The organism is Rhizobium sp. SG741, assembly GCF_012275435.1.
Classification (GTDB): Bacteria; Pseudomonadota; Alphaproteobacteria; order Rhizobiales; family Rhizobiaceae; genus Rhizobium; species Rhizobium lusitanum.
In genome coordinates this window covers 53220-76930 of sequence record NZ_JAAZQP010000001.1, presented here as the reverse complement: position 1 = coordinate 76930, position 23711 = coordinate 53220, and the positions used below count along the sequence as shown (strand labels likewise).

General features: G+C 57.9%; 28 protein-coding genes and 2 tRNA genes. All 30 read right to left on the bottom strand.

Annotated elements, in window-relative coordinates:
- Positions 1-15: 15 nt before the first annotated feature.
- Positions 16-699 (bottom strand): putative phage tail protein, encoded by a 684-nt coding sequence (locus tag FHT29_RS00435; protein WP_168598981.1) that lies wholly within the window; start codon positions 697-699, stop codon positions 16-18.
- A 40-nt stretch (positions 700-739) separates the two neighbouring features.
- Positions 740-1825, bottom strand: coding sequence for a baseplate J/gp47 family protein (locus FHT29_RS00430; protein WP_168598980.1), 1086 nt, complete (start codon positions 1823-1825; stop codon positions 740-742).
- Positions 1822-2313: a phage GP46 family protein gene (locus FHT29_RS00425; protein WP_168598979.1), complete on the bottom strand. Its 492-nt coding sequence runs from the start codon at positions 2311-2313 to the stop codon at positions 1822-1824. Before FHT29_RS00425 ends, FHT29_RS00430 begins: the two co-directional genes overlap by 4 nt.
- Complete coding sequence (locus FHT29_RS00420; protein WP_168598978.1) at positions 2310-2804, bottom strand: phage baseplate assembly protein V; 495 nt, start codon at positions 2802-2804, stop codon at positions 2310-2312. Before FHT29_RS00420 ends, FHT29_RS00425 begins: the two co-directional genes overlap by 4 nt.
- 19 nt (positions 2805-2823) lie before the next feature.
- Entirely contained in the window at positions 2824-3972 is a 1149-nt protein-coding gene (locus tag FHT29_RS00415; protein ID WP_348644827.1) for a phage baseplate assembly protein, read from the bottom strand.
- Positions 3973-3978: 6 nt separating this feature from the next.
- On the bottom strand, positions 3979-4647 hold the full coding sequence (locus tag FHT29_RS00410) for a hypothetical protein (protein WP_168598976.1): 669 nt from the start codon (positions 4645-4647) through the stop codon (positions 3979-3981).
- The gene (locus tag FHT29_RS00405; RefSeq protein ID WP_168598975.1) at positions 4644-5165 is read right to left on the bottom strand and encodes a DNA circularization N-terminal domain-containing protein; all 522 of its coding nucleotides are present in this window, start codon (positions 5163-5165) and stop codon (positions 4644-4646) included. The genes FHT29_RS00410 and FHT29_RS00405 overlap by 4 nt, the downstream gene beginning before the upstream one ends.
- A 24-nt stretch (positions 5166-5189) precedes the next feature.
- The gene (locus tag FHT29_RS00400) at positions 5190-7250 is read right to left on the bottom strand and encodes a phage tail tip lysozyme (protein ID WP_168598974.1); all 2061 of its coding nucleotides are present in this window, start codon (positions 7248-7250) and stop codon (positions 5190-5192) included.
- Positions 7243-7368 (bottom strand): hypothetical protein, encoded by a 126-nt coding sequence (locus FHT29_RS34885; protein ID WP_280949840.1) that lies wholly within the window; start codon positions 7366-7368, stop codon positions 7243-7245. The genes FHT29_RS00400 and FHT29_RS34885 overlap by 8 nt, the downstream gene beginning before the upstream one ends.
- Before the next feature lie 17 nt (positions 7369-7385).
- Positions 7386-7685 (bottom strand): phage tail assembly protein, encoded by a 300-nt coding sequence (locus FHT29_RS00395; RefSeq protein WP_051976392.1) that lies wholly within the window; start codon positions 7683-7685, stop codon positions 7386-7388.
- A gap of 3 nt (positions 7686-7688) precedes the next feature.
- Positions 7689-8051, bottom strand: a complete 363-nt coding sequence (locus FHT29_RS00390; protein ID WP_034503101.1) for a phage tail tube protein — start codon at positions 8049-8051, stop codon at positions 7689-7691.
- Between the two features lie 13 nt (positions 8052-8064).
- Positions 8065-9570 (bottom strand): phage tail sheath C-terminal domain-containing protein, encoded by a 1506-nt coding sequence (locus FHT29_RS00385; RefSeq protein ID WP_168598973.1) that lies wholly within the window; start codon positions 9568-9570, stop codon positions 8065-8067.
- Complete coding sequence (locus FHT29_RS00380) at positions 9570-9770, bottom strand: hypothetical protein (RefSeq protein WP_034503098.1); 201 nt, start codon at positions 9768-9770, stop codon at positions 9570-9572. The genes FHT29_RS00385 and FHT29_RS00380 overlap by 1 nt, the downstream gene beginning before the upstream one ends.
- A 19-nt stretch (positions 9771-9789) precedes the next feature.
- Entirely contained in the window at positions 9790-10347 is a 558-nt protein-coding gene (locus tag FHT29_RS00375) for a hypothetical protein (RefSeq protein ID WP_168598972.1), read from the bottom strand.
- On the bottom strand, positions 10344-10664 hold the full coding sequence (locus tag FHT29_RS00370) for a hypothetical protein (protein WP_168598971.1): 321 nt from the start codon (positions 10662-10664) through the stop codon (positions 10344-10346). Before FHT29_RS00370 ends, FHT29_RS00375 begins: the two co-directional genes overlap by 4 nt.
- A 13-nt stretch (positions 10665-10677) precedes the next feature.
- The gene (locus FHT29_RS00365) at positions 10678-11697 is read right to left on the bottom strand and encodes a major capsid protein (protein WP_168598970.1); all 1020 of its coding nucleotides are present in this window, start codon (positions 11695-11697) and stop codon (positions 10678-10680) included.
- Positions 11698-11713: 16 nt separating this feature from the next.
- Positions 11714-12085, bottom strand: a complete 372-nt coding sequence (locus FHT29_RS00360; protein ID WP_034503089.1) for a head decoration protein — start codon at positions 12083-12085, stop codon at positions 11714-11716.
- 12 nt (positions 12086-12097) lie between these two features.
- On the bottom strand, positions 12098-13288 hold the full coding sequence (locus tag FHT29_RS00355) for a head maturation protease, ClpP-related (RefSeq protein WP_168598969.1): 1191 nt from the start codon (positions 13286-13288) through the stop codon (positions 12098-12100).
- Complete coding sequence (locus FHT29_RS00350) at positions 13285-14724, bottom strand: phage portal protein (RefSeq protein WP_281408356.1); 1440 nt, start codon at positions 14722-14724, stop codon at positions 13285-13287. Before FHT29_RS00350 ends, FHT29_RS00355 begins: the two co-directional genes overlap by 4 nt.
- Positions 14725-14828: 104 nt before the next feature.
- Positions 14829-15029: a hypothetical protein gene (locus FHT29_RS00345; RefSeq protein WP_155294929.1), complete on the bottom strand. Its 201-nt coding sequence runs from the start codon at positions 15027-15029 to the stop codon at positions 14829-14831.
- Positions 15030-15037: 8 nt separating this feature from the next.
- The gene (locus FHT29_RS00340) at positions 15038-16801 is read right to left on the bottom strand and encodes a terminase gpA endonuclease subunit (RefSeq protein ID WP_348644826.1); all 1764 of its coding nucleotides are present in this window, start codon (positions 16799-16801) and stop codon (positions 15038-15040) included.
- Positions 16802-16817: 16 nt separating this feature from the next.
- Positions 16818-17441, bottom strand: a complete 624-nt coding sequence (locus FHT29_RS35030) for a hypothetical protein (protein WP_051976388.1) — start codon at positions 17439-17441, stop codon at positions 16818-16820.
- 195 nt (positions 17442-17636) lie between these two features.
- Positions 17637-18359, bottom strand: coding sequence for a hypothetical protein (locus FHT29_RS00330; RefSeq protein ID WP_168598966.1), 723 nt, complete (start codon positions 18357-18359; stop codon positions 17637-17639).
- Positions 18330-18404 (bottom strand) — tRNA-Cys (locus FHT29_RS00325). Before FHT29_RS00325 ends, FHT29_RS00330 begins: the two co-directional genes overlap by 30 nt.
- Positions 18405-18407: 3 nt before the next feature.
- Positions 18408-18484: transfer RNA gene (locus FHT29_RS00320), tRNA-Met, on the bottom strand.
- A gap of 12 nt (positions 18485-18496) precedes the next feature.
- On the bottom strand, positions 18497-18769 hold the full coding sequence (locus FHT29_RS00315; RefSeq protein WP_168598965.1) for a hypothetical protein: 273 nt from the start codon (positions 18767-18769) through the stop codon (positions 18497-18499).
- 332 nt (positions 18770-19101) lie between these two features.
- Positions 19102-20007 (bottom strand): hypothetical protein, encoded by a 906-nt coding sequence (locus tag FHT29_RS00310; RefSeq protein ID WP_168598964.1) that lies wholly within the window; start codon positions 20005-20007, stop codon positions 19102-19104.
- 63 nt (positions 20008-20070) lie between these two features.
- Positions 20071-20586 carry a VRR-NUC domain-containing protein gene (locus FHT29_RS00305; RefSeq protein ID WP_168598963.1) on the bottom strand — a complete coding sequence of 172 codons (516 nt, stop codon included), beginning with the start codon at positions 20584-20586 and terminating at the stop codon, positions 20071-20073.
- 401 nt (positions 20587-20987) lie between these two features.
- Entirely contained in the window at positions 20988-23129 is a 2142-nt protein-coding gene (locus FHT29_RS00300) for an AAA family ATPase (protein ID WP_168598962.1), read from the bottom strand.
- Positions 23129-23701, bottom strand: a complete 573-nt coding sequence (locus FHT29_RS00295; protein WP_246702963.1) for a DNA cytosine methyltransferase — start codon at positions 23699-23701, stop codon at positions 23129-23131. The genes FHT29_RS00300 and FHT29_RS00295 overlap by 1 nt, the downstream gene beginning before the upstream one ends.
- Positions 23702-23711: the final 10 nt, after the last annotated feature.

Below are 23711 nucleotides of genomic sequence, written 5' to 3'. Positions count from 1 at the left end.
CAAAATGGCGACGCCTTACATTCCGGTCAGATAGACGCCGTTGCTGTCGGTCAGGAAAGTGCCTGAACTGTCAGTGAGGAATGCTGCGGCCAGAAGAGAGTAGTCGAATGAAACTTCGGTCTGCGCCGGTTTCCATCGGCGAATAACGCATTCAATGTCTGTGGCGAGCGCAATGGTCACCATGTGATCAACGCCAACCTCTCCGCCACCCGTGCCGGTTCTGAACCACGTCTCGCGATTGTTCGTGAGCTTGACGGTCCACTGATACCGAATGCTTGGGTAGCCGATCACCCATCGATAATCGTTCGAATATATATCGGTGCGCGTGTCGCCGCAGCGGCTCATGCCAGCCATGTAGGGGGAATATTCCTGAATCATCACGGTATATCCCAGACCCTGAGCCACGCTCACGAAGTATGGAATTGACTGACCGCCTTCGGAGGTCATCTTCTGAACAAGGGCGTTTCGCCTGTCGGCGATCGTTACCGCCTCAGCTATGCAGGGGTCAGGAAGCCCCCATGCCGTCTCCCATGAATCGAGCATTTCTGATGTGACGCGCGGATCGCTTTCGATCTCGAGCAGATCGGCCGCCCTGCCATCGACATAGGACCAGTTGCTGGCAAGACCGTTCAGCACCTTCATCAGGAGAGCGTCGGTCTCACGCGGCCATGCCGGTCCTGTTGGCAGATTGTCTGCCATTGCCTGCTGATAGTCAGATTGGGTCCGCCTAACGTGCGTGTCAGCCATAGGTTATGGTCCCCAGCACCGCCATGGAGCCGTTATCTGGCATAGCCTGGTCGGCCATTGTCAAAGTGAAACTATCCACGCCAGACGCGCCTAGGATCGCATCTGATACCCATGCGGCGTAGATCGTCTGGGCCGGCTGAGATACGCCGTTGGACGAATAGGCAGGTTTCGCACGATCGGCCAGCATGGCTATGACAGCGTTCGAGATGGCTGCGCGTGTCGACGCGTCGTCTCCCACGAGATTCGTAATCGTAAAAGCAATGGGATGGAGCGTCGGGGCGACAACGAACAGATCCTTAGTCGCGACCGGCCTCACTGTATCCAGATATGCTTTGACGGTTGCAATATCGTCGCTGGTCGGCAGACCGTTATTCGACGAGCGCAAATCATCCATCATGAAGCGCACAGTCACCGTGCCGTCGCCCATCTCGAGCGGCGAGCACCAAGCACGCGTAACGCCTGGTACTTCAAGCGTCCACGCTACATAGTCGTCGGCATCGCCGCCCTGTGGCGGCTTTTGGATTCGATCGAGCACGCGGTTTCTGAGAGAAACATCGCTTTCCGCATCAGCGCCGCCGGCTAGAGAAACGACAATTGCCGTGCCATCAACGCCTGAAAGCGCCGTCGTGATCGACAAAGATGTGCCAACATCGAGATTACCATTGGCTCCTGCGGTCTGCGCCTCGATATTGCCGGCTGCGTCACCGGAGCCGAGGGTAACGTCAGCTGTGGTTTGAAACGTGACCGCGCCATTACTAAGCTCGGTGCCGGCGTTAATCACAGTTCCGGCCGTGCCAGTAAAGGTTGCCGTACCGGTGGAGTATGTCGCTTGTTTGCGTCCATTCTTCAGCCAGATCGACGCGTGACGATCTAGCCATTCGTGTTCGGCCGTATCGGGCATCAGCTGCTTTGAAAGCCAATCCAGATACTGCAGGGTAAGATGCGCCATGGCACTGTTGCCGTCCGTCATTATCCTGAGCGGACTATTCGGGACGATCGAGCCAAGTTTCGTGGCTGAAATCATCTGGTCGCGACCGCGCTTTCGCAGCGTCGCTAGATCAGGGGTAGACCAAGTCAAGATATGTCATCCCATAAATCTTGAAATTGCAAAGAGATTAGGGAATTGTTTCCCCGATACAGGACGATCGAAGCTGATATGCTCGTTTCGTTGTAGCGCTGTACATCTACTTCCAATTTTGTTGCTATTTTTTTGTCTAGAAATGGCTGAAGACATTCAATCAAGTAAGTCTTAGCTCTGGCGACGGTCGCGCCGTACTTGTAGTTTTCGTCGGTGATCTTGGCTCGGTTAAGAAGCCACAAGCGCGTACCGACTTGCCAACCGCCCCATATCTCTTCGGCGTCAGAATCACCCCACCATCCTCGAAGGTCAGTGTCGCCATCTACCGGCAGCTCATCGTCAGCGTTGGCGCGCCGATCGGTGCCAATTGCCATCAGGACGGCCGAGATTAGATCGTGAGTGCTGTCGAGCGTATTTTGATCTGTGGTCAGCCAATCGAGGGTGATGGCCTCCGTCCCCTGACCGGGCGCGATGCGAATGTTGCTCAAGCTGGCACTCCCGTATTGCCGACGCCAGGAGTGACTTCGGTGTGAACGTGATCGAAACCGATGTCCTTGCCGTTGTGCGTAACCGTGCCGCCCTCAATTGCCACACCGGCCGGCGAGATCGTCATGGTGACGCCGCCGGCCGTAATGGTGAGGGGATTGCCAGCGGTGTTGATATTGATCCCGTCGGCAGCCAGATGAACCTCAGCGCCGTTGTAGTGGTAGAGCGTCACATCGCCGGCAGGCCTGCCTTTTGGGCGGCTTCGTCGGTCGCCAAACGCCAAAACGACAGGATGCGACCTGTTTCCACCGACAAATCCGATGATTACTTCTGCGCTCCCGTCGCTGCCGCTTGCGGCAGGAACGGCGGTAAGGCCGTAGCTCTCAAAGTGCTCAACGTCAGAAAGGCTTTCGTCTTGTAGGCCGACAAGGTTGAGCGTCCGCAGCTTGCCGCCATCCTTGACGGACTTTATGCTTCCGCGTGCAATTGTCATGAAGGTCTCGCGTTCTGCGCTAGAAAATGACTTCCTGCCCCTTTGGCCCATCCGTCGTCGGGGGCGTCGGGGTAACGGGCGTCGATGTAGCCTTTTGAGCGTCGGTCTGCTCTGTGGGTGTGTTTTGCACGTCAACCGGGGACGTGAGCCATTTCTGCGCTATCAGCGTGGTGCGAGTTCCCGCCTGATCCTGCGTGAAAGTGACCTCCGCAATCTGCAGGTCTGAAGTCTTCAGCATCAGCATCGGAGAATCGATTGAGGTATAGTCGAACACCTCAGGGAGATTGCCCGTGGATAGTAGCCAGCCCTGATAGACAATGCGGACAATGACCTGCTGGCTTAGGGAGAGTAGCTGGCTGTATCCGGCCGCCTGCTTCAAATCGTCGCTGTCGGCCGGAATATCAGCCTGGATCTGCTTATCGATGTTGTAGTTTGAGCCCTTGGCGTCGGCCTTGCCATAGTAGGCGCCGCGGTTCTGGGCTGGCGTGCTGTTGTCGCTTCCGCGCTGCTGGCCAGTAACGGAAATAGTCGTATCTGGCGCGTTCTGCGCAAGACAGCTGGCGGAAAGAATATTTCGTCCCTCGACGAATTCAGCCGTCGGCTTTTTGTCGGCATTCCCCTGAGCGACAAGGTTACCGTTTTTGTCGTCTCGAAGCCAAACACCGCGATATTTCGACAACCTCGACAACAGATTGAAGATCGTCTCACCAGGCTCAATGTTCACGTATTTGAATGCTTTGTCCCATCCCGCCGGCGGGTTGCTTGCCTTCAGCACCACACCGACCGGTGCCAGCACCTTGTTGGCGATGGCCTGAAAGCTGTAGTTCTTAAACTCGCCGTCCTTCAGCGGAATGGACTGCCTGACGGCCTTGAGCACCTGCGACGCGAACGTAACTCGCACCGAATGGTTATTGGCGTCGTAGGCAACCTGGCGTTCGTGGATATGGCCGGATGCAAACAACACGCCGGCGAGCTTCACCGTTGCAGAGTCGCCTGGTTTGATCTGCAGCGCCTGTCCGACCGAACCGTTGGCGCCGACTTTTTCAGTCACGCTCAAGGTGACCATCCGCACAACTGGATTGCTACTGGCTGTGGCCGTTACTGAGTCCCAATCACGGAAAACCTTTCCGTTGATTGTGACTTCGCACGTCTCTTCTATCTTGGGCAAAACGGATTACTCCGTGAGCGCCCTGATGCTATCCGGCATGAAAGCCGGGTGAACGGGGCTATTTTCATTGATGATTTCGTCGGCGCGGCTGGCGTCGCCGTACAGGACATTCGCCAGGGTCAGCGCCGTGCGGCGCTTGCCGAATGTGTAAGTGGCCAGCTTGGGAAGCTGACTAGCGCGCTGCGACAGGTCGTAGGCGACCGCACCGTGAAGCGCGAGGAAGGCTTGATAAACTGCCGACTCGAGATTGTCGGCGGCATAGTCTTCGATCGCTTCAAGGTCGTCAACCATACGAGCTAGAATGGCCTCCGCCTCGCTGCGGCTGGTCAAGATGGCGTTCGATACCGCCCTGCTCTCTTCCGCAATGCACATTCTGAGCAGCATCTGCCGCATGGTGATGCCGACAGAATAGCTAGGCGTGAGCGCCGAGATGGTAGACCTTATGGCGTAAAACTGGTCAGCCGTAATGCTTGCAGTCGTGGCCGCCGTAAAGCACGCCAGCGCTGTTGAGCCGATAGATCCGGCGAGCAGCATCGACCTGGCATCCACTTTCAATGTGGTGCATGCTCGATCGAGCGCAGCACCCTCTTCGGTGGTTCCAGACGTCAGAGATGATAGATTGTCTGCCGTGCTCTGCAAGATCGACACGGCCTCGTTCAATTCGGTGCGGGTCAAGCTGTGCCAACCCCTCTTAATTGAGTAACGCCATGTGTTGTGTTGGTCAGCGTCGTATCTGCGGCAGTTGCGGCAGCGCTACCAGCGCTGTCTGCCGCGCTAGAGGTTGCGGATTGCGTGTCCGCTGCGGCGGGCGTGTATGGACTGGTTCCGGCCTCGACCAGCAGGATTTCAAACCTGGCCATGCCGCCTTCTTCACGCTGCTCCGATCGGCTGTAGCCGTCACAGACAACATTCATGATGCCCATGGTCGGATGGATCAGCGTACCGCCGCCCTCGGTGTCGAGAGCAGCGGCAAGAAGTTCACTATCAATGGTGTACTCATCGCCAATGACGTAGGCCGAAATGGAAAACTTGCGGGCGCGACGACCCATGTCTTCCGTATATGGGTCGTCGCGCTTGGGGTATTCATGCGTTACTGTCCGCCGGCCGCCCTGTTTTGCGCCGCCTTCCACATGGAATGGAACGCCACGAAACGACGCCGGAAGCAGCAATTGCCGCCAGAGAGGAGATGCCATCGTTTTTCCTTGGGTGACAGCGCTTTACAGCGACACGGAATTACCGCGGTCAATCTTCAGGTTCTGAAAGAGCTCGCTGTCGCTCTTCTTCACAGTGACTGGATGGTCTTTGCTGTGGACGTGAATATCCACCTTGCCGGTCGGTGCCGTAGCAGCGCCGGTACCAGAAAGACCGGCGTTAGCTGCCTCTTTTGCGAGGGATTTGCGCAGCGCATTACCAATGGCGGCTCGGTTATTAAACTGACGCGGCCCCTGATCCAGAGGACCCTCGTATTCCTTGATGGCCAGGCGAAGAATCTCTCTGGCGCTTCCGGCTTTTACGGCCTTGTCCCAAATACCCATCTTCTTCATTTCCCAGATCATGGCTTTGGTCTGGTCGCCCATGCCGGCACTTCTTACATCAATGCCGGTACCCTTCAGGATATCCCTGACACGAGGCATGTGCCATTGCACACTACCAAAAGCAGTTGGCCTGCCTTTTACGAAGTCTCCACGTTGCGCACTGCCGTAGTCGGATTCGGCGCCCATAGTCGCGCCGGCCCAGGTAATGGCGTTTTCACGAGACATGCCGGCCGACATCAGTTGATCGACGATGGCCTTGGCCCGCTGCGCCTTGCTCCCGGTGGGGATTGGCCCGGTTCCTGCTCCGCTTACGTCGAAGCTGCCACCCGTGCCGCCGCCGCCAAATACAGCCCTACTGCCGCCCCACGATGCGTTCTGTATACCGTTTCCGCCACCTATGCCGGTCGCAGCTCCACCATCAAGATAGCTCTGGGTGAAGGCAATCATGCCGAGCTCGACGCCTTTTGCAAGGATAGCTATTGCGGCGCTGTCGCGCGCCGTGGAGGCGCCTGCTATGGCTTCCTGCATGCCGGGGTGGTATGCCGTTGGATGGTAAAGCCCATTGCGTCCGCGGACCATTGAAGGATCTCGCTCGGGCTGATCAGATTTGGGGGCTGTGCTCTGAATCGCCCTATCAAGAGGGCCGCCTTTTTCGATCGGATTGAGATTTGAAAGCCAGCTTGGCAGCCAGGATGAAGGATTCACCTTGTAATACTGGCCGTCCTTTGCATCACCCCTGTTTTCGGTTGCGTTCGCTTTGGCAGTGCCGTTTGCCCAATCGACGATAGTTTTGATATCGGAAAACAGGTCTTGAAAATTCTTGGCTGCGCCAGCCCAATTGACAGCCTCAATCGACGTAACGACATCATGGAAGAATACCTTGACGTCGCCAACGTGCGCACCAGCAAACTCCTTGAAGGCATCGGCCGCAGCGGTAATGTCCGGCGCCAACTCCCCTCCGACGGAATCCTTCAATTTCTCAAATGTCGCGCTGAGATGCGAAATTGCATCCTGAAACGCCTCTGCCTTCTTTGTATCCTCTTCCGAAGGCACGTAGGTGTTCTTGCCCGCCGCAGCCATACGCTTATCGAGCGAGGCCTTGCCGTTCGCACCGAATTCCGCGAAGTCTCCCGTGCCGAAAAACAATTCCGACAGGGTGCGCCGCGATTGCGCGTTCTTCTGCATGGCAAGGTAGTTTAGTTCTTTCTTAACTACCTCGTCATTGGATTTCGTATTCGCCAGATCGTCAGCGATACCTCTGCCGCCCCGAAGGCCCGCAATGGCACCAAAATTTCCCTGACGAAGCCGCATCGCGTCTGCATTGCGAGCGGCGAATGAAAGACCGCCAGCAATTGCATCAGGATCGATCGCAAGGCCGTCAGATACCTGCTGCATCTTCTGCAGCGTGGTAACGGCAATGCCTGTCTCGTGAGAAAACTTCCTCATGCGCACGGCATTGTCGGCAAAGGATCGAACGGCCGTTCCAACAGCTGTCAGCGCGCCAGCGGCAGTGAAGGCGCCTGCGCCGAGGGCACCGAGCCCAAGGCCAGTGGTCAGGCCGCCGAGGCCATTCGTGACCGCTTTGGTGACGCCCTCCGCCTCTTTGCGCAAGCTTTCCATCTGCTTGCCGACCTGCTTCATGCCGTCTGGGACTTTCACGTCCTTCAGTCGGCTCACAAGGTCTTTCAGCGGCTTGGTAAACTTATCGAGGACAGTAGCCGGAAGTACCAAAGCCTCAGTCATCGCGGGTACGCTCCAGATATTTCAAGGTGTAGCTGTGCAATTCCGCCAACTCATGGTGCGGGCGAGCCAGAAAATCGAACGGGTTGACGTGAAATGTCATCGCCAGATCGATAGCCATGTTGACGGAGTCGTCAGCTACACCGGCATGAAAAAACTTGTGAGATGCCACCCAAGGCTGATCAGATCCTTCGGCTTAAGCTTTGCCACCGTGGACGGCGGCACGCTGGAAAGACGGCTGATCATTGCCGCCATCCGCGCGTCATCAATCAAGACGCGCGGTGGGTCGCTTATTGGGTCGAACTGAACAGGATTTCCAACTGCGATGACATCGGCGCCGGTCGGCTCGCGAAGCACGAGCTCCTTCACCATCTCACCGTGCGCCTCGATTTCGTAATCGAATGTGTAGGTGAACTTTCCGTCTTTCCATGCCGTCACTTGTTAGGTTCCTTCCGTGCAGGAAACGCCTTCGAAGCGAATCTTCACTTTGCCATCGACGGTCTCCATCGGAAGATCGCCGGCCTGCCACGCGTTTTTCAGCGTATAGGTGTGACCGTTGGCGATCTCGGCCGTAACCGTGGCGCCTGTGATGCCTTTCACGTCGGAGATCTTCCACTGGTCCGTCAGTGTGAAGTCGCCTTCAATGTAAGGCACGACTGGCATTTCAGAGTAACCGTGCACATAGTCCTGGCCGGCGATACCCGTCCTCGTTACCGAGGACGGCATGATCACCAGATTCCCGCGCAACGGGTATTGCGTTCCGTCTACCTTGACGTACGCAGTGCCTGCGGCTCTAAGTCCCATATTTTGTTATCCTTTACGAGGCGCTGGAGTACTGCAGCCGGAACTGTGCGAGCACGGCGAAGATGCGCAGACCGTTGATGATGTCCGGCGGATACAGGACGTCGACGCGGTCGGGGTTTGTGCTGTTGCGCTCAACAACGAGATTGGAAGCGAACGCATCCAAATTCTCGACGAGGCCGTCATATTCCATGTCAGAATATTCCGACACAAGCTCTGCCTTGATGATCTTCGGAGTGATGATCGCCTGCCCCGTCGCGAAGACGGTACCGTCATTCGCCAGCTTGTGGCGCGGATACTTGCTCGTGATCGCGTTCTTCAGGCGCCGGAAGATCTCGGCCAGCGTGTAGAGCGTCGTTGCCAGCGCATAAGCATTGTCCGACTGACCATAGCTGTTCTTCTGGTACCGCATGGCCTCGCGCATGATCGCCGGGTAGCCGTTCGGATTGACCTTCTGAATGGCAATGCCAACCGAAACCAGATTGTTCATCTGGGTAGCATTGAATCGCGCTTCAGGCGGCGCCGGCAGAACGCCGGTCATTTCCAGCGTCTGAAGCGGGCGTGCCGGATCATTCGCCAGGCCGCAGATGGCTGCGGACGCATAGGCTGCGGTCCAGTCCCATACTGGCGACGGCGACGCCGGCTCGACAGCAAGGACGCTTTCAACCGCCGAGTTGCCAGTTGGACCCCAGGTCATGAGGTTGCTGTAGGTGTCGCGCCGGGCACTCCAAACAGCGCCATAGAGCTCGCGCATCCAGCCCCAACGGCCGGTGTCACCAAAGCCATATTCGGTGTCGAACAGAGCTAGCGTGCCGGTATCGGTGTACGGCAGACCGACGAAGTCATACTGCGTTTCACCGAGTGCGACGATCGCATTATCGAAAGTCGGGACGCCGGCGCCGTTGGTTGCCGCAGTGTGGACGAGCGTGATGCCTGCCGGGAGCGCCTGGCCGCCATTCGAACCAAGATAGGTGTCGGTGACAACGATGTCGTTGCCTGTCGCACCCTTCCATTGGCACGTATACGTCACGACGCCTGCTACAGCCGCGGCCGTAGACGGAAGGGTAGTCATTGCATTGACGGCAGCTGCGATAGAAGTTGCGATCACAGCCGCGGTGTCGCCGCTCTTGACGCCAACGCTTACAAGCTGGCCGGCAATGTAGAGCGAGATGATCCCGGATGCCGTTGCGGTGCCCGATACCGTCGTCGTCTGGGTAGCGGCTACGCCGCCCGTGGGGTCGTCAACGGCCATGCAGTAAAGCAGAGCCGAAGGATAGACCTTGAACAGCCGGTCCACCATGCGTTCCAGCATGGAACCTTCGCCGAAAAGCTTTTTCGCAACAGCGACCGAGCCGATGGCGTAGACCTTATTCGACAAGGAATTGCCGGCGGCGAGCTTTTGACCGATGAAAATAGCAGGGTGGCTTGCGGTGCTACCCGTGCCGGCCTGCGAGGAATCGACTTCCGCATAAAAGAGCGGAACGTTCCATGTCGAGGGGAATGAATTGAAAGAAACAGACATTAAGAATTATCCGTTTTCGTGCTGATGCTCGACGCCTTGACAGATGCCGGCTCGCTCTTTGCGATGGCCCCATCGTTGATAAGGCGGAACGTGAATTGATCTGCGAGCCAATCGGCGCCGCCATCAGGAAGGATGCCGGAGACAGGATGGCTAAGCTTCGCGCCCGCTTCTGCGGGGACGACAAAAACCGTTTTGCTCATGTGGTGATGATCTTTTTGGTTAGGACGCCGGCAACGACCACGTCCTGTTGAACTGGTCCGCTGCGTCGTCGTTGTTCGGCTTTGCCGTAACGCTCAGGGTCGTGAAGTCATCGTTGATGACTGGATTGTAAATCCAGCGATAGAAGAACTGGAATTCCAACTGCAGCTCTAGGAAGTAGGTCTCGCCTTCCTTCTCGAATATGCGTCGACGGCGGATGCCGTTGATAGATTCGAAACGGAAGCTCTCGTCGGTTCCGAAACCCACGAACGTCGGATCTGTCAGCAGTGTGTTTTCGATCGCGTCGATGTCGGCATCTATGATGCCGTCTGTAACAGACGGATCATCGAAGCCGCGCGATACTGCAACAATTATCGTCGCTGTGACGCCGAACTTCGGAGGGCCTGCATTTGCGTCACCGTCCGGATCAAGGCGCTCATCAGCGATGAAGATCGATAGCGCCGGCAGATCGTCTACCGACAGCGTCGGTGTTCCCTGCTTGCGAATAGTCATATAGCCAGGGAGATTCGAGAGGCGACTATATATCGCCTCCCTGATGGCCGTGGTATGGCTGGTCATCGGATCTCTTTCAGCTTCAGCTCGGCGCCGCCCTGCCCATCTGGAAAGAGCGCATCAACCTTGTATGCATTGCCATTGAGCGTGATCTTGTCACCCTCACGAGGCGGTATAGAAAAGTCGCTCAACCGAATGCCAAGAGTGACATTCGTGGAAGCCATCTCAGAGCCATCAGCCAGCATAACCGTTGCGACGGAGCGATCGTAAATGCCCTCTGCAGTGTACGGCTGTGCGCTAGGTTGCGATCGAAGCGGCGTGACCAATACAGTCACGCCGAAAGCCGCCATGCATGGCGACAAAACTAGGTTGTCAAAATCCATGGCGGCCGGCCGGTTAGCTCGCGGTGCCGGTGTACAGGACTTCCGGACGTGTGCAGATGTACAGCGGGTAGCTGTAGATCTCGAACTTCGTCCAGGCATTCCTGTCACGATCGGGGATCGTCAGAGCGTACTGCTCCTGGCCGAAAGTATTGATCCACGGATCGAATTCGGCCGGGCCGTAGGCAACCTGAAACAGGTCACGGACGCCGACAGGGAAGAAGACTGCCGCGTTATCGGCGACTGCCACGGTCGACTTGTCGTCGGTGCCGCGATAGTTGTGGAAGTAGATGCCGCCGAAGTAGAAGGCATCGAACACCGACGCCTGCGTAGCGCGCAGACCTTCGGCAGCAAGCCAGTTCTTGTAGGTCAGATCGACGGAAGGATGCTTCACGAGAGCGTCGAAGAATGCATCACCGACGAGCGCATGAACGGTCGTGCTGGTCGTAAAGCCGCCCTTGGCGGCGCGAGCCATGCCGCGTGCGACCTTCTTGCAGAGATCGTTCACGTTGATCGTGTCGTCGGAGAATGCGAATGCTACCGGCGTATTCGGGGAGATTCCCCACTCGGCGAACCAGTCGATAAGGACGCTACCATCCGAATCCAGCCACTTGCCCTGAAGGGCGCCGAGGCGTGCAAATTCTGCGGTAAGGTCAAAGTCGTCCTTCAGACGGGACAGACGGCGAGCCGCTTCAGCCTGAACCTGCATCAGCTCGGTTTCAGTGCCGAACTGACGAATACCGCTCAGCTGCTCGGCGTAAAGCGTGAACGCTTTTGCCCAGCGCTTGGTGCTGTAGTTGCGGATATCGCGCTTGTCGTCCTGAAGCTGCGTCGGTGCCGAGCCGATCTGCGACGTCGGGATAAGCTGCATGAAGCCGTCGCGCTTTTCGATCGCGATGCTTCGGGTGTTGGTCGGAACGGGCTCAAAGATATTGAGCTCATTCAGGAACTGCGGCTTGTAGGGGATTTTCTCAAGCGCAGTGGTCAGCGATACGGTGTGAAACGCATCGCTGTTAAAGATGTCCATGCTTGCCATTAGGTGAAATATTCCTTTAGCGGACGGAAATGCCGAGCGCGGCCAGTTGTGCGTTCTGGGTGGCAACTTCTGTCGGGGTGTCGATCGACGCGTCGCGCGTGAGGTGCTTGCCGTTCACTTCGCAGGTGCGAGTGAATGCGGTCACGGCATGGTCGGCGCTGGTGGCGTCAACGCGATAGCCGGTGATTCCGGCTGCGATCTGGGAGCCGTCCGTAGCCGCGGGGACCGAGGGAATGTATTTTCCCGAGGCGGTGATCTTGCCGACGACGGTGCCGGGCTGGACAATGCCGGCGCCCGAAGCAATCGTGATGACATCGCGCGAGATATAGCCAGGCGCTTCGGTAACCAGGAACTCGAGGCTCCATGGCTGCTGAGTAAAAACTGTCATGTCTGAAATTCCTTAACGCTTATTCAGCTTTGCGACGGCCACATCCCAGCCCTTCGCAACATCTTCGGCTTTGGTTCGACCGATGGTGCCTCGCGCATTGCTGACGTGGCCTTCGTTCTCGGAACGGGCTTTCAGAAGCTTGCGACGGACGTCCGCCACGGGCACGGACTTCGAAAGGAAGCCGGCCGTCATGTCTTCGCGTCCCGCGAGAGCGCACAGATCGGCGACGCGGCGGGCATAGGACAGACCCTTGACTGCAGCGCGAGCCTTGCGGCTAGTCGGCGTGTCGTCGTCTTCCTTATCGTCTTCGTCTGCGTCGGCCTTCATGTCGTCATCCTCATCGGAATCGTCCTTCAGGTCGTCGTCATCGTCTGCGCTGAGATCGTTGTCGTCGTCGGCGCGCGCCTTGCGTGCCTTGCGAGCCCTCTTGGCGTCGGACGGCTTGTCATCGTTTTCGTCGCCGTCTTCGGCGTAGCCGTCATCCTCAGCTTTGGCCAGGATCGCGGCGAGCGCATCAAGCTTTGCCGACAGAGCAGCAATGGCCGCATCGGTCTTGTTCATTTTTGGCGTCACAGCCATAGCAATTCCTTTATGCATGGCAGTTTCGACTGCCGCACGTAAATGTTGTGGAACGAGTTTGAGATTGATCGACGCTTGCGAGGGGTCGATGACCTCGTCGCATAGGCCGAACTCAACGGCTTCCTGAGCGTTCAGAAGACGGTTCTCTTTCATCAAGGCGAGAACATCTTCTTGCGATTGCCCGGTTTTCTTGGCGTATGCCTCAACGTATCGATCGGTCAGCCTCTGCAGGTCTTCCGACGCAATCCTGAGTTCATCTGCCGTCCCGCCCGCACCGCCACTGTACGGCTCATGAATCAACATAAAACCGTTGCTGGCGATCTCGACGCGATCCGCGGCCATCGCGATGAGCGTGGCAGCACTTGCAGCCAGGCCCTCAATGCGGGCCGTGATCTGCGCCGGGGACATTGCCAGGATCGTGAAGATCGCCTCGGCGGTGAACACGTCGCCGCCGGGCGAATTGATCCTGACGAGCACTTCGGCCGGGTTGCCGAGAGCTTTGAACTCAGCGTCAAACCATTGAGCCGTGATACCTTCGCCGGTCTCATCAGCGCCAATGCCGCTGAATAGGCATATCTCAGCTGGTGACGGCCCTAGAGCCAGCACCCTCTTCTTTCGAATCATCTGGTCGCCTGCCCTTCTAAGTTTTCTTCATTAGATTCGGCTTGGTCGGGATCGGCGTCATCCGCCGGCGGCGTCTTGGACAAAGACTGTCCAAGCGGGCTATCGGTCAGAAGGATTCCAAGATCACTGATGCGGGCCTGATCAGCTGCAATGCGTCGATCGGTTTCCTCGGGGTCGAACCCGAGCTCCTCGATAACGTCACTGCGAGACTTGAACCCGTTATCAACCAGCAGCTTTTCCGCCTGGCCGTCCTTCAATGGGTCGATCCAGTCGAAACGCGGTGGTATCCATTTGACCTTGAGGTACTTCCGACGATTTTGCAGAAGGTCTGGAATGTCGGCTTCGCCGCTGATCACGGCATCCGTGAGCCATCGCGCCCAAACAGGGCGGCACATCTGGAATACCATGCAGCTATGTTGAAGCTGCGCGAGCCGGTTTCTGAATTCGACAAGGGACTGACGCGACGAGGAGTAATTCGCCTTGGCATTGTCACCAGTCGCCGACATATATGGAACGCCCATGCCCGACGAGGCGGCAAGCAAGTTTCGATACTGGAAAGGCTCGTACGAATTACCAGCCTCGGTAGGCTCGCTGAACTTGATCTCTTCGCCAGGTAGCAAGCTCTGGATAGTGCCAGGCTCCAATACCGGGAACGGTCCCGACTCGCCGTTCTGGACGATGTCGCTGTCTTCATCAAACATGTCTGCCGGCGCGGCGCTCGTAATAAATCCCGCATACATTGCGGCGAGCTTTTTGCGCTCGAGCTCTGCGTCGTCATATTGATCGACGGTGAAGAGCTTGACGATCGACGGCGTGATCCACGGAACACCGCGCATCTGGCCAGGTCGAAGCGGCCTGTAGATGTGCAGCACCTCGTCGGCAGGCACCCTGACATAGGTCAGCGGGTGGACGCGGTAATAGGGATCGCCCGGATAGACCGAATAGAACCAGTAAGCGATGCGACGATCGTTGCCATCAAGCTCAATGCCGTTGATGATCTGATTGCCATCATCCGCCATATGGTTCTTGTTGTAGGCAAGCATTTCGCTTTCCAGCAGCTGCAATTGCAGCGGCACGCCGGGCATGTTGTTGCTGCCGGATCGAAAGCGGATAAAGCACTCCCCGGCCTCGAACAGCGCGCGCGCCACGAGCGCCTGCAAGCCGTAGAAATCGGTCTGTCCGGTAAAGTCTGCCTGGTCGGTCCATTCCCGCCAAAGCGATTGCAGACTGTCTTTGACGGCTGCGTCGCCAAGTAGGAGTGACGGCTTAATGCCTGTCCCTACGAGATTGGCAACAAAAGACTCCGCGGCTGACGCCACATATGGATTGTTCCGCAACAGATCGCGGGATCGCGCCCGCAATTGCTCTCCGTCGGCGGACACGAGCTGCGTCATGCTGGCGCGCGTAGGCTGCCAAGTCGACAAGCGACGGCGCATTTGCGCGCCCTCGAAACCCATGCCGGTGTAATATGCCTTGGCCGACTTGGGCTTTCGGCCCAAACCAAGCGACTTCAAAAGAGAAAATACCAAAGCTTCACCCCTCAAAGGTTCTTGAAGGTGATGGGGCGAAACTGGCGCTTGATCTTCACGCCGTTCAGGTCGGCCTCGATCAGCGCCTTGAGTTCGAGCATTTGCTGCAGATCTCGATACTGCACCGATTTGCCCTGGTAGCTGACGCTCGTCGCGCCAGCCGCAATCGCGGCGCAAAGCGCCGTGTACTGGGCCTGTGTGTATGTTGACATCGAAGATCCTAGAGAAAGCTCGAACGGCTGATGCGCCGAACTGGGCCGCGCCTTGGTGGCGCTTGCGCTATTGGTCTTGCGGCTGGTACCGGCACGGGACGTGGCGAAGGCGCTGCAACAGGGACGTTGTCATTCGCCGGTGCGTCTGTATGCGGCGGCGTCTGTTCTTCTGGTTCGTCGGCCGGCGGCTGTTCAGCCTTGGGACGCCGCACGATATCAAGGCGGGTGCGCAGCGACTTCAGTGCAGCGTAGGCATAGACAAACGTGTCCAGCGCCTCGTTGCGCTTGCCGGCGCCACAGACCCACACTCGGTATGGTCGCCCATCCCGGTAGCGTGTGACGGCCTGCTCTGCGGTCAGCTGAAAGAAGTAATCAGCATCGACAGCCTCGGCCTGCGGAAAGTGAATGTAGCCAGGCGCCGGCGCCGCAATACGCAACCGGCCGTAGACCGCGTCCTTTGCGGTATCGACGCCAACGAGAAACACGTTCTCGTTGGTCTTTGTCTTCGAGGCGCGCGGCGGCCAGACAGGCTTAGCGCCCGCCATACCCTTGATGGGCCAGACGCGGCGTGCCTTGCGGCTCTTGCAGAACGCGAGAACCATTGCGGCATGATGGCCGCCGGTGTCGATGGCGACGGAATGCACGCGCAGAGAGCGTCCGCTGTCCGTGGACAACGGTGTCAGCAGATATTCGTCCAGGCGACGCCATGTGTCTTGCTGCGACGGATCTCCGGGTATCACAAGGTAGTCGGCAACCCATGCCTCTTCCCCTGCTCCCCAGCCAATAACCTGAACCTCAAGGCGATCGCCCTGAACGTCAACGCCGGCAGTCGCAACACGCACGTTGTCGGGAAGTGTATCCCTGTCGTAGGTCTCTATACGCGATAGCAGCGGGCCTGCCGAAACAGTCTCGCCGCGCTCCTCCCAAGTCTCGCCTAGGACGGTGTTCGTCCAGACCTTCAGAAGCTCTGGGTGATCCTTCGCCTCAAGGAATTCGACAACGATATCTTCCAGCCGCACCCAAGGAGACAGAAGGCCGGGAATATGAAACCCAGCAATGCCCTTGAATTCCGCTGTAGCGCGCCACTCGCCAAGCCGTATGGCGGCCCAGCGTTGCGTGTCGCTCCAAAGCGATCCGCAATCCTCGCAGACATAGTGCGCCGTTTCCGGCCTATGCCCCTCATGTTTGTTCCAATGAACCTGCGACCACTTGAGATATTGGCCCACGCCGCACTCCGGGCACGGAACAAAATAGCGTCGCTGATCGCTGTTCTGAAACTCGCGATCGATGACGCTTGCCCCCTTAATTGTAGGGGTGGACCCGACGAGCGTCTTCCGGTTCCAGAAGGTCAATTGGCGCTTCTGCGCCAGTTTTAGCGGGTCGCCTTCGTCGCCGGCGGAGACCGGATAACGGTCGACCTCGTCGGCGAGGACAATGCGGATTGGTCGCGACGCGAGGCTTGCCGGAGAGTTGGCGCCAACAATCGTAACCTGGCCACCGGGGAACGACTTGTGCAGCATGGTATTGCCGCTGTCGCGCGATTTGCTGTCTGACACCTTGGCGGTCAGCGCCGGCGTATCGCGCACCATTGGCGCCAAGCGATCCTTTGACCATGCCTGCGCCATATCGAGCGTCGGCTGCATGATCAGGACCGTGGAGGGGTCTTGATCGATATAGTAGCCGATGGTGTTGTTCAGGATCTCGGTGTAGCCGACCTGGCTGCCCTTCGAGATAACGACCTTCGTCACCTCTGGGTCGGCCATGGCATCCATGATACCGCGCTGGTATTCAGCGCGGGACGTTAGCCACCTTCCGGGCTCGGCCGACGCTTCCGGACTTAGGCGTCTTTCCTTGTCGGCCCACTCGCTTATCGTCAGATTCGGCGGCGGTGTCAGCACCGTCCAGCAACTCTTCTGAATCGCCTGGTGGGCTGAACGTCCAGTCTCGGAGGCGTGTTCCTGCGAGTTCTTCAAGAGCGTTGTGGACTTCATTCTTCACCACGTCGCGAACAACGACTGTTGACGTCTCCCCCACCACCAGTGGTGCGACCTTAGATGGAATGGTCAGGATCTTTGCCCTGACGCGAGCGAATGCCGACGTGACGGCCGAAACCATTTCTGAGAGCGGAGCGAGCTCGCCGCGTGTCACGGCGTTCTGAAGCTCAAGCCTGTCCGCTGCCTCTTTGTCCTTGCGGGCGCGCTCTTGCTCGCCGTCAATCTTGCCGGGTGGCACTGCCTGCGCGGCTTCACGGCCGGCGGCGACTTCACGGATATGCCGGATGTATTCCAGCCGGACCACGTCGAGATCGTAAGAGCCGCGCGACGATTTCGTGATGATACTGCGCGCAACCAAATCGGCTGCGGTGCGCGTATTCACGTCGATGTGCTCTGCAACTTCTGCAATGGTCGCCACAGGTTCAGCCCTCGAAATCTTGGGGAGCCGAACATGATGGCCCCCCTCCAATAAAAAACCTGCACCTAGAAAGACTACGCGGTGGCGCGATCAGTGAGAAGCTATTGAATTCTAAGTACCTTCGACTTTTTCATGCATAGGTGATGAAATGAGATATGCATTTGTTGCAATGCATGAGCTGCCAGAGATATGCGTCTAGCGCATAGATGACCTGATCGAGTTGGACATCGCTGATGTCCCAAGCCGCCGCAACTGCGCCTCCATGCTCACACGGAAGTCGCGCCTGAACGGCACGTCTGGCTTGATGGTCACGCTTGGCTTGAGGACGAACATGCGCTTGATACCGCGCCCTGCTCCTCCCCACGATCCACCGGCCTTACTCACTTGGCCTTTCTTCTTGCCACGCTTGTAAACGTAGATCGGATACTTCTTGCCGTATGGCTTGAAGATAGCTCCATTGCGCTCGAAGGCGCCAGCAAGTGCAGTGGGTCGTTGTGACTTGGCGATACCAGTCGCACCGAGGCGCTGGCCTGCGATAGGCACAGCGACGCGATGGTGTTCGGTGCGCTTTACACCGCCATCTGCGTGGAGCTTGAGATTGCCGCGACCTTGGGCGCGGGCGTCGGTGATCTTGACCGTGAGGTTTGATCGACTGGAATTCTCGACGCCGAGGGCGAAAGCAATAAAGCCCTTGTTGCGCTGCGTCATGTGCTGCGGCCACGTCTGGGAAATCAGCGTGCGGCGCGTTTCATGCGCCGCTGCGTTCAGCGTCTTGCTGATCGCAAATGCCATCTGCTTTGGAGAGGCTTCAAGGCGTCTGGCGGCTTTCTCGAAGGCTGAAGTGTCAAAATTGACGAGAGCCACCATCGAAACGCCGCCATGAAGAATTGGAGAGGTAAGCTGGAATCGAACCAGCATTGAGCGAATTTGCAATTCGCTGCGTCACCGTTCCGCCATTACCTCAATTGGTTGCAGGAATGGGATTTGAACCCACGACCTTCAGGTTATGAGCCTGACGAGCTACCGGACTGCTCTACCCTGCTGAATTGGTACAACTACAGCGCCTTTGCCAGCGCCACGACTTCTTCCCACGCATGCAGGCTGACGCCGAGCTTGTCATAGACGGACTTGATCTTTGTGGCAGCGCTGGCGAACTCGTCGACGACGGCCTTGATATCGGCTTCAGCACCAGCTACAAGCGCGGATGCATCGGCAGCGACGGCGGTTTCAACGGTGGTTGCGACTGCGGCAACCTGAGCGGTTACGTCGGTCATCTCGGATTTTCCTTTCGAGAACAGGCTTTTCAGCCAAGCGATAAATTTGGACATGGGGAATTCCTTCTAGAAAAGCCAAAAGCGGCGAGGAACGCCGGGTTACAACGCCCGTTGCTCAACTCGCCGCACGATCGCCCGTCGCTGGAGGAGGCAGCGCCAGGCAATGGTAATAATGGATGCATCCGACAACTACGCGTCCGCAGCGTCTCCATGTTGGTTCATGGTATCGAGCTTGCAAGCAGAGGATCGGGGTGCTCATAGTTAGGCCCGGCTCATCACTGGCCGAGCCTCCGTCGCAATCTATTTGTGCGCCCGGAAGGATGTGGGGTAGCAAGTTATTGCCGACCCCTTCATAGATACACCCTTCGAGTTTTCAGAAAGTGGACCTAACTTGCGTATGCCTCTATGGCAGCCATTAGATTATCATTGGCAGCAATGAGAGCGCGCCGACCGCCTTTGCGTCTGGCGTATTCTCGTCGTTGACCAACGGCGATGCCAACGTCTTCAAAGCTATTTGCACCAACAGCAGTATCGAGGGTTTCTTTGTCCTTTGCAGACAGAGACGCTACAGAGGCGGCCCATGCGTGACGATCAGCCTTGGCAGTAACAATGTCCTGCCACGCCAACGAACCGCTCTCGCCACGCTGCGTCTTCACCATGCCAGGGAAGACATCGGCCATTTTCTGAGATGCGCATGGAAGGCCGTCAGGGTATCTGGTGACAGTCACCTTGGACATATCCGTGTTGGCCTTGGCTTCTTCAAGCATGGTGATCGCTTCGGCTCGTGTGTAGTTTCGACCCTGACGACGCTTGCCGCCAGCACGATAACGATGCGGCAGCGTCTTCATAAGGTCGGCGAAATAGTGATTGCTTGCCGTAACATGCTGACCGTCTTCCTCGGCGCCGAGCTGACTTTCGGCCGCATCTTTTGTTCCGAGCAACGCACCGACCGGCATGCGGATCTGCGCAGCAACGACCTTGCCGTCAATCGTGAGCTTGTGACCACGCTCTGTCTGCGTTCCGTCACTGAAACGCAAGCGGCCGATGCGGATGATCTGGCCAGCGCTGTTGCGTTCAACGTCACCCTCTTCGACATGACGCATGATTTCCTCGATCGACGGCTTCATGCGCCAACGGCGCTCGACAGTCATGCCTTCCGTGTCTTCTGGATTGTTGTCGTTCGCTGCAACAGTGGTCCACGTTGTCTGTAATGGTTCCGGATCATGGTCGGGGGTGGATGCATAAAGACGAAGCGCTTCAAGTTGCTCGGCCAAGGTTCCGTGTCTCGTCATGTGATCTCCTCTGGTGCGTTGGTGTGGTGCGTATGGTGACGCTGGTGTAAACTTACAAATTTGTCAAGAATTGGCGACAAGCCAACTGCGCACAATGTTGACTGCTTGCCGAGCAGCATCCTCGCATGTCGTGGCACGGCATACGATTTGCCTGTCGAAACCGAGGGCCGCAAGTAAAGGATGACGAATCTTCTGACTTGGCTCGAGCTTGGCATTGCCGACCTTGTTCTCTATCAGGCCGAGCCTGCCGCCCGTCATGTAGATCCGCACGTCGTGCTCACCAGCAGTCAATCCAGCTGCCAGAGCCTCGGCGCGAGCCGTGGGGCCGCGCTTCGCTGCATTCTGATCGCCGGCCAATGTGAACTGTCCTTTGCCGCGCAACACGTCATCGACGGTGCGAGCATATTCCGGCATGGCGCGAAGTGCGCGAACCTGAGCAGCTTGCAGCTCCCATTCCTTGGGCGCGGCGTCTTGCACGGCAATGCGCGTGCCGGTCGCCGACGTCGTGGTGACGATATTGACCCGCTTGCCATTAAGGCGTGTCGTCTGAGTGGTGCGCTTGGTAGCTGATCTGGCCATACTGGTCTCCTTGGTGGTGGTGGTCGTATTTGCGGTTATTTTCTCTTCAACACAAAACCGGGACAAAGCACCGGGACAACACCCACACCTAAAGGTGTGTGGGGTTTTTGTCCCGCTGGATGCTCGTGGGACAAAGTAAAAAAAATCTTGTCCCGCTCTTGTCCCGCAACACTGTTTTTATTGAGTTATTTTTGTCCCGCTCTTGTCCCGCTCTGTCCTTATGCCTATTTTTTAGCCGGACAAAACAGCGGGACAAGGCACCCTTGCTGGACAAGTCGTTTGTCCCGCTTTCTACTAATTTTGTAGACTACGGGACAAACAGCGGGACAATCGGGACAAACGGGACAAAACACCTTGTAAGTCATTGTTTTTGCTACGGGACAAAATAGATCGTTGTCCCGCTATGCCGCCCAATACCAAATTCCGATATTATTCACGTGCCCAGCCTCAATGAGCGCTGCAGGCGCTCTCTGGAACTGCTTACGCGCAGTCTCTGCCGAACCTGTGGTTGACATGTCCCGACTAGCGTAGAACTCGGTGCGCCATGTTTGCTCGTCGACGACAAGAACGTCATCTGGGAAGGAATGGCCGCTCGGCTCAATTCCGTTCTTCTCGATTGCCTTCCTCAGAGCCGCGAGCACATCGCCCTTGAAGCCCTTCAGCGTTCCACTGCTAGGCGGCTTGTCTGTTTCTGCCGGCACAACCACGGGCGCTGTGGTCGGCTCGCCGTCCTCATCCACGCCGATCTGAACCGACTTCATGGTGAAGGCCAGGACATCACCGTCCTCACCGTCGTTGGTGCCGTCGCACACCAACCGGTGCTTGGCGCCATCCTTCTTGACCATGAATGACGCGTCGACCGCGCCGTCTAGATCGATGGCGCCTTTGCCGCGCTCACCGCTCCACGCGCTGTGGTGGATCGCCGTGACGTGCGCTTTCGTCTCGGTGAGGATCTCGTCGCAGGACTGCACGAACCGCGTCATGTCCTTGCTGGCGTTCTGATCCCCGCCACCGAAGACACGGGTCAGCGTGTCGATGATGACCCAGACGCATGGCAGGCCGGTGATTGTCTCAGCCTCCCGAATGGCCGCGATCAGGTCGCGTGCATCCTTCAGGTCCTTGGTGAAATCCAGCCGGCCGCCAACAACGAGCAGCGGCACGTCGTGAACGTCATGGTGCTGACGGAAAGCCATCATGCGCCGCTCGGTCAGCTTCTTGCGCTCGGCCGCGACATAGACAACGAGGCCCTGCTTGACCTTTTTGCCGTGCCAGTCCATGCCTGCCGCGATATGGCAGGCGATGTCAGTGACAATGACGCTCTTGCCTGTGCCTGGCAGGCCGGAGATCGTCGTGAACTCGCCAACACCTAGCCAGCCCTTTAGGATCGTCTCTTTGGGCTTTCCTTCCTCGATCTCATCGAACCACGTCAGCTCGAATCGCTCACGCTTCTTTGGCTGCGGTTGTGTGGTGGATGCCGGCTCGCCGATAACGACGGGCTCAGTGACAGCTGGCGCAGCGGCTTTAGCTGCCTCCTTGGCCTTGGCGCGCTCGACGAACGCTTCCACGGCCGCAGGATCTGACCCGTTGTCGTTATCATGCGCCCGCTCTGGGATCTGCCGCGGCGAATTGGCTGTCTTGTCGAGGCCGCGCTTTATCTTGTCCAGACACTTGCGCTCGCCATCGGTAGCAACGAGGCCATTGGCTTGAGCGGCGTCAATGAGGCCCGCTTCAGCTTCGCTGCGGCTTAGGTGGCCGGCCGCCACGAGCTCGCCGATGGAACATGCGCTGGCGAACAGCTGCTGCCCACGCTGCCCCTTTGGCGACGTCGACAACTTGTCGAGCTCCATATCCATGGCGCGCGCCGCGTACCGCGCTGCTCCGTTGTCTTGCGGCTGGTAGGTGTATTCCCTCGGCTTGGCTTCGACAGCAGGCGCAGCCTTCGTGATGACCAGATCAATAAGCCACGCCGGCGCTTCGGCGAACTCAGGCAGCCCGTCGCCGTCATGGTTGATCCATTCATATCGGCGGCCGTCGGCCATGACGCTACCAGGGCCGACAATATAGCCGCCGTCGCCGCGAGTATCTACGCCCGGCGCAAGGGCGGCACGGTTACGGACACCATCGACATGCTTGAAAATGATGTGCGTCCCGCCGTTGGCAGTGCTGGCCCGCGCCGTGTCGGGCAGTGGGCCGTGGACCGCTTCTTGCTCCGCAAGCCATTTGTGGCCGTCACGGTCGCCGTGCCGATCGAGATCCAGCACCCACCCGCCAAGTTTCTCGCCCGTCGGAATGCCGATCACAGCGGCGGGGTGGCGCTCGTTGAACCATATATCAATGATACGGCTGGACCGGGTCGCGTCTTTCAATCCAAAGGTGGTGTACGGTGCCTTTTCGGCGAACTCGATAATTTCGCCCGTGGCATAGTCTACGCCTTCCGATGCTGCTTCACGGCAGGGAAATACGGGAACGCCCGCAGCAATATAGCTACGGGCGACGTCAACCGGAGTGCGGGACGTAGTGGGTGTTTTGAATGGCTGTGGCATTATAGTGCGGTCCTCCGCATTGCTAGGTCAAGCTCCGGAACGTTGTCGTTGGCTGGCATAAAGCGCTGGATGCGGCGTCCTAGCCATGAGAACTTCGGCACAGCCCAGCTATTGCCAAGCGCCTTGTAGCGCGGGCCGTCGGCAGCCATCAGCCACCAGACGCCGTCGATCTTTTCCCACATGTCCTCTGGACGAGTGCGCGTGATACGGCGCGCTTTGTAGCTTCGCATGGGAATGCGCGTGTAGCCGTCAGGGAAGCCTTGCAGTCGCTCGCATTCAGTTGGTGTGAGGCGGCGTACGGCGCTAGTGAGGACGGCAGGATAACCCTGCCCTGGCTTGCCGCCGCACAGGATATCAATACGTCCCAAGGTGGTTACATCTATCTTGGTGAAGTCGCCAAGGTTCGGCACATTTGGATAGTGGTGTCCCAGGACAGCGGACGGAAACTTCTCGATTTCCGAGAAAGCGATAGCCTGCCAGCCAAGCTGCATCCATGCGCGGCTTGCCGCCTCAATGCCGGAGCAGACGGATAGGAAGCGAAGATCGTGGTGGTTGTCATTCGCATGGTGCATGATGGCTCCC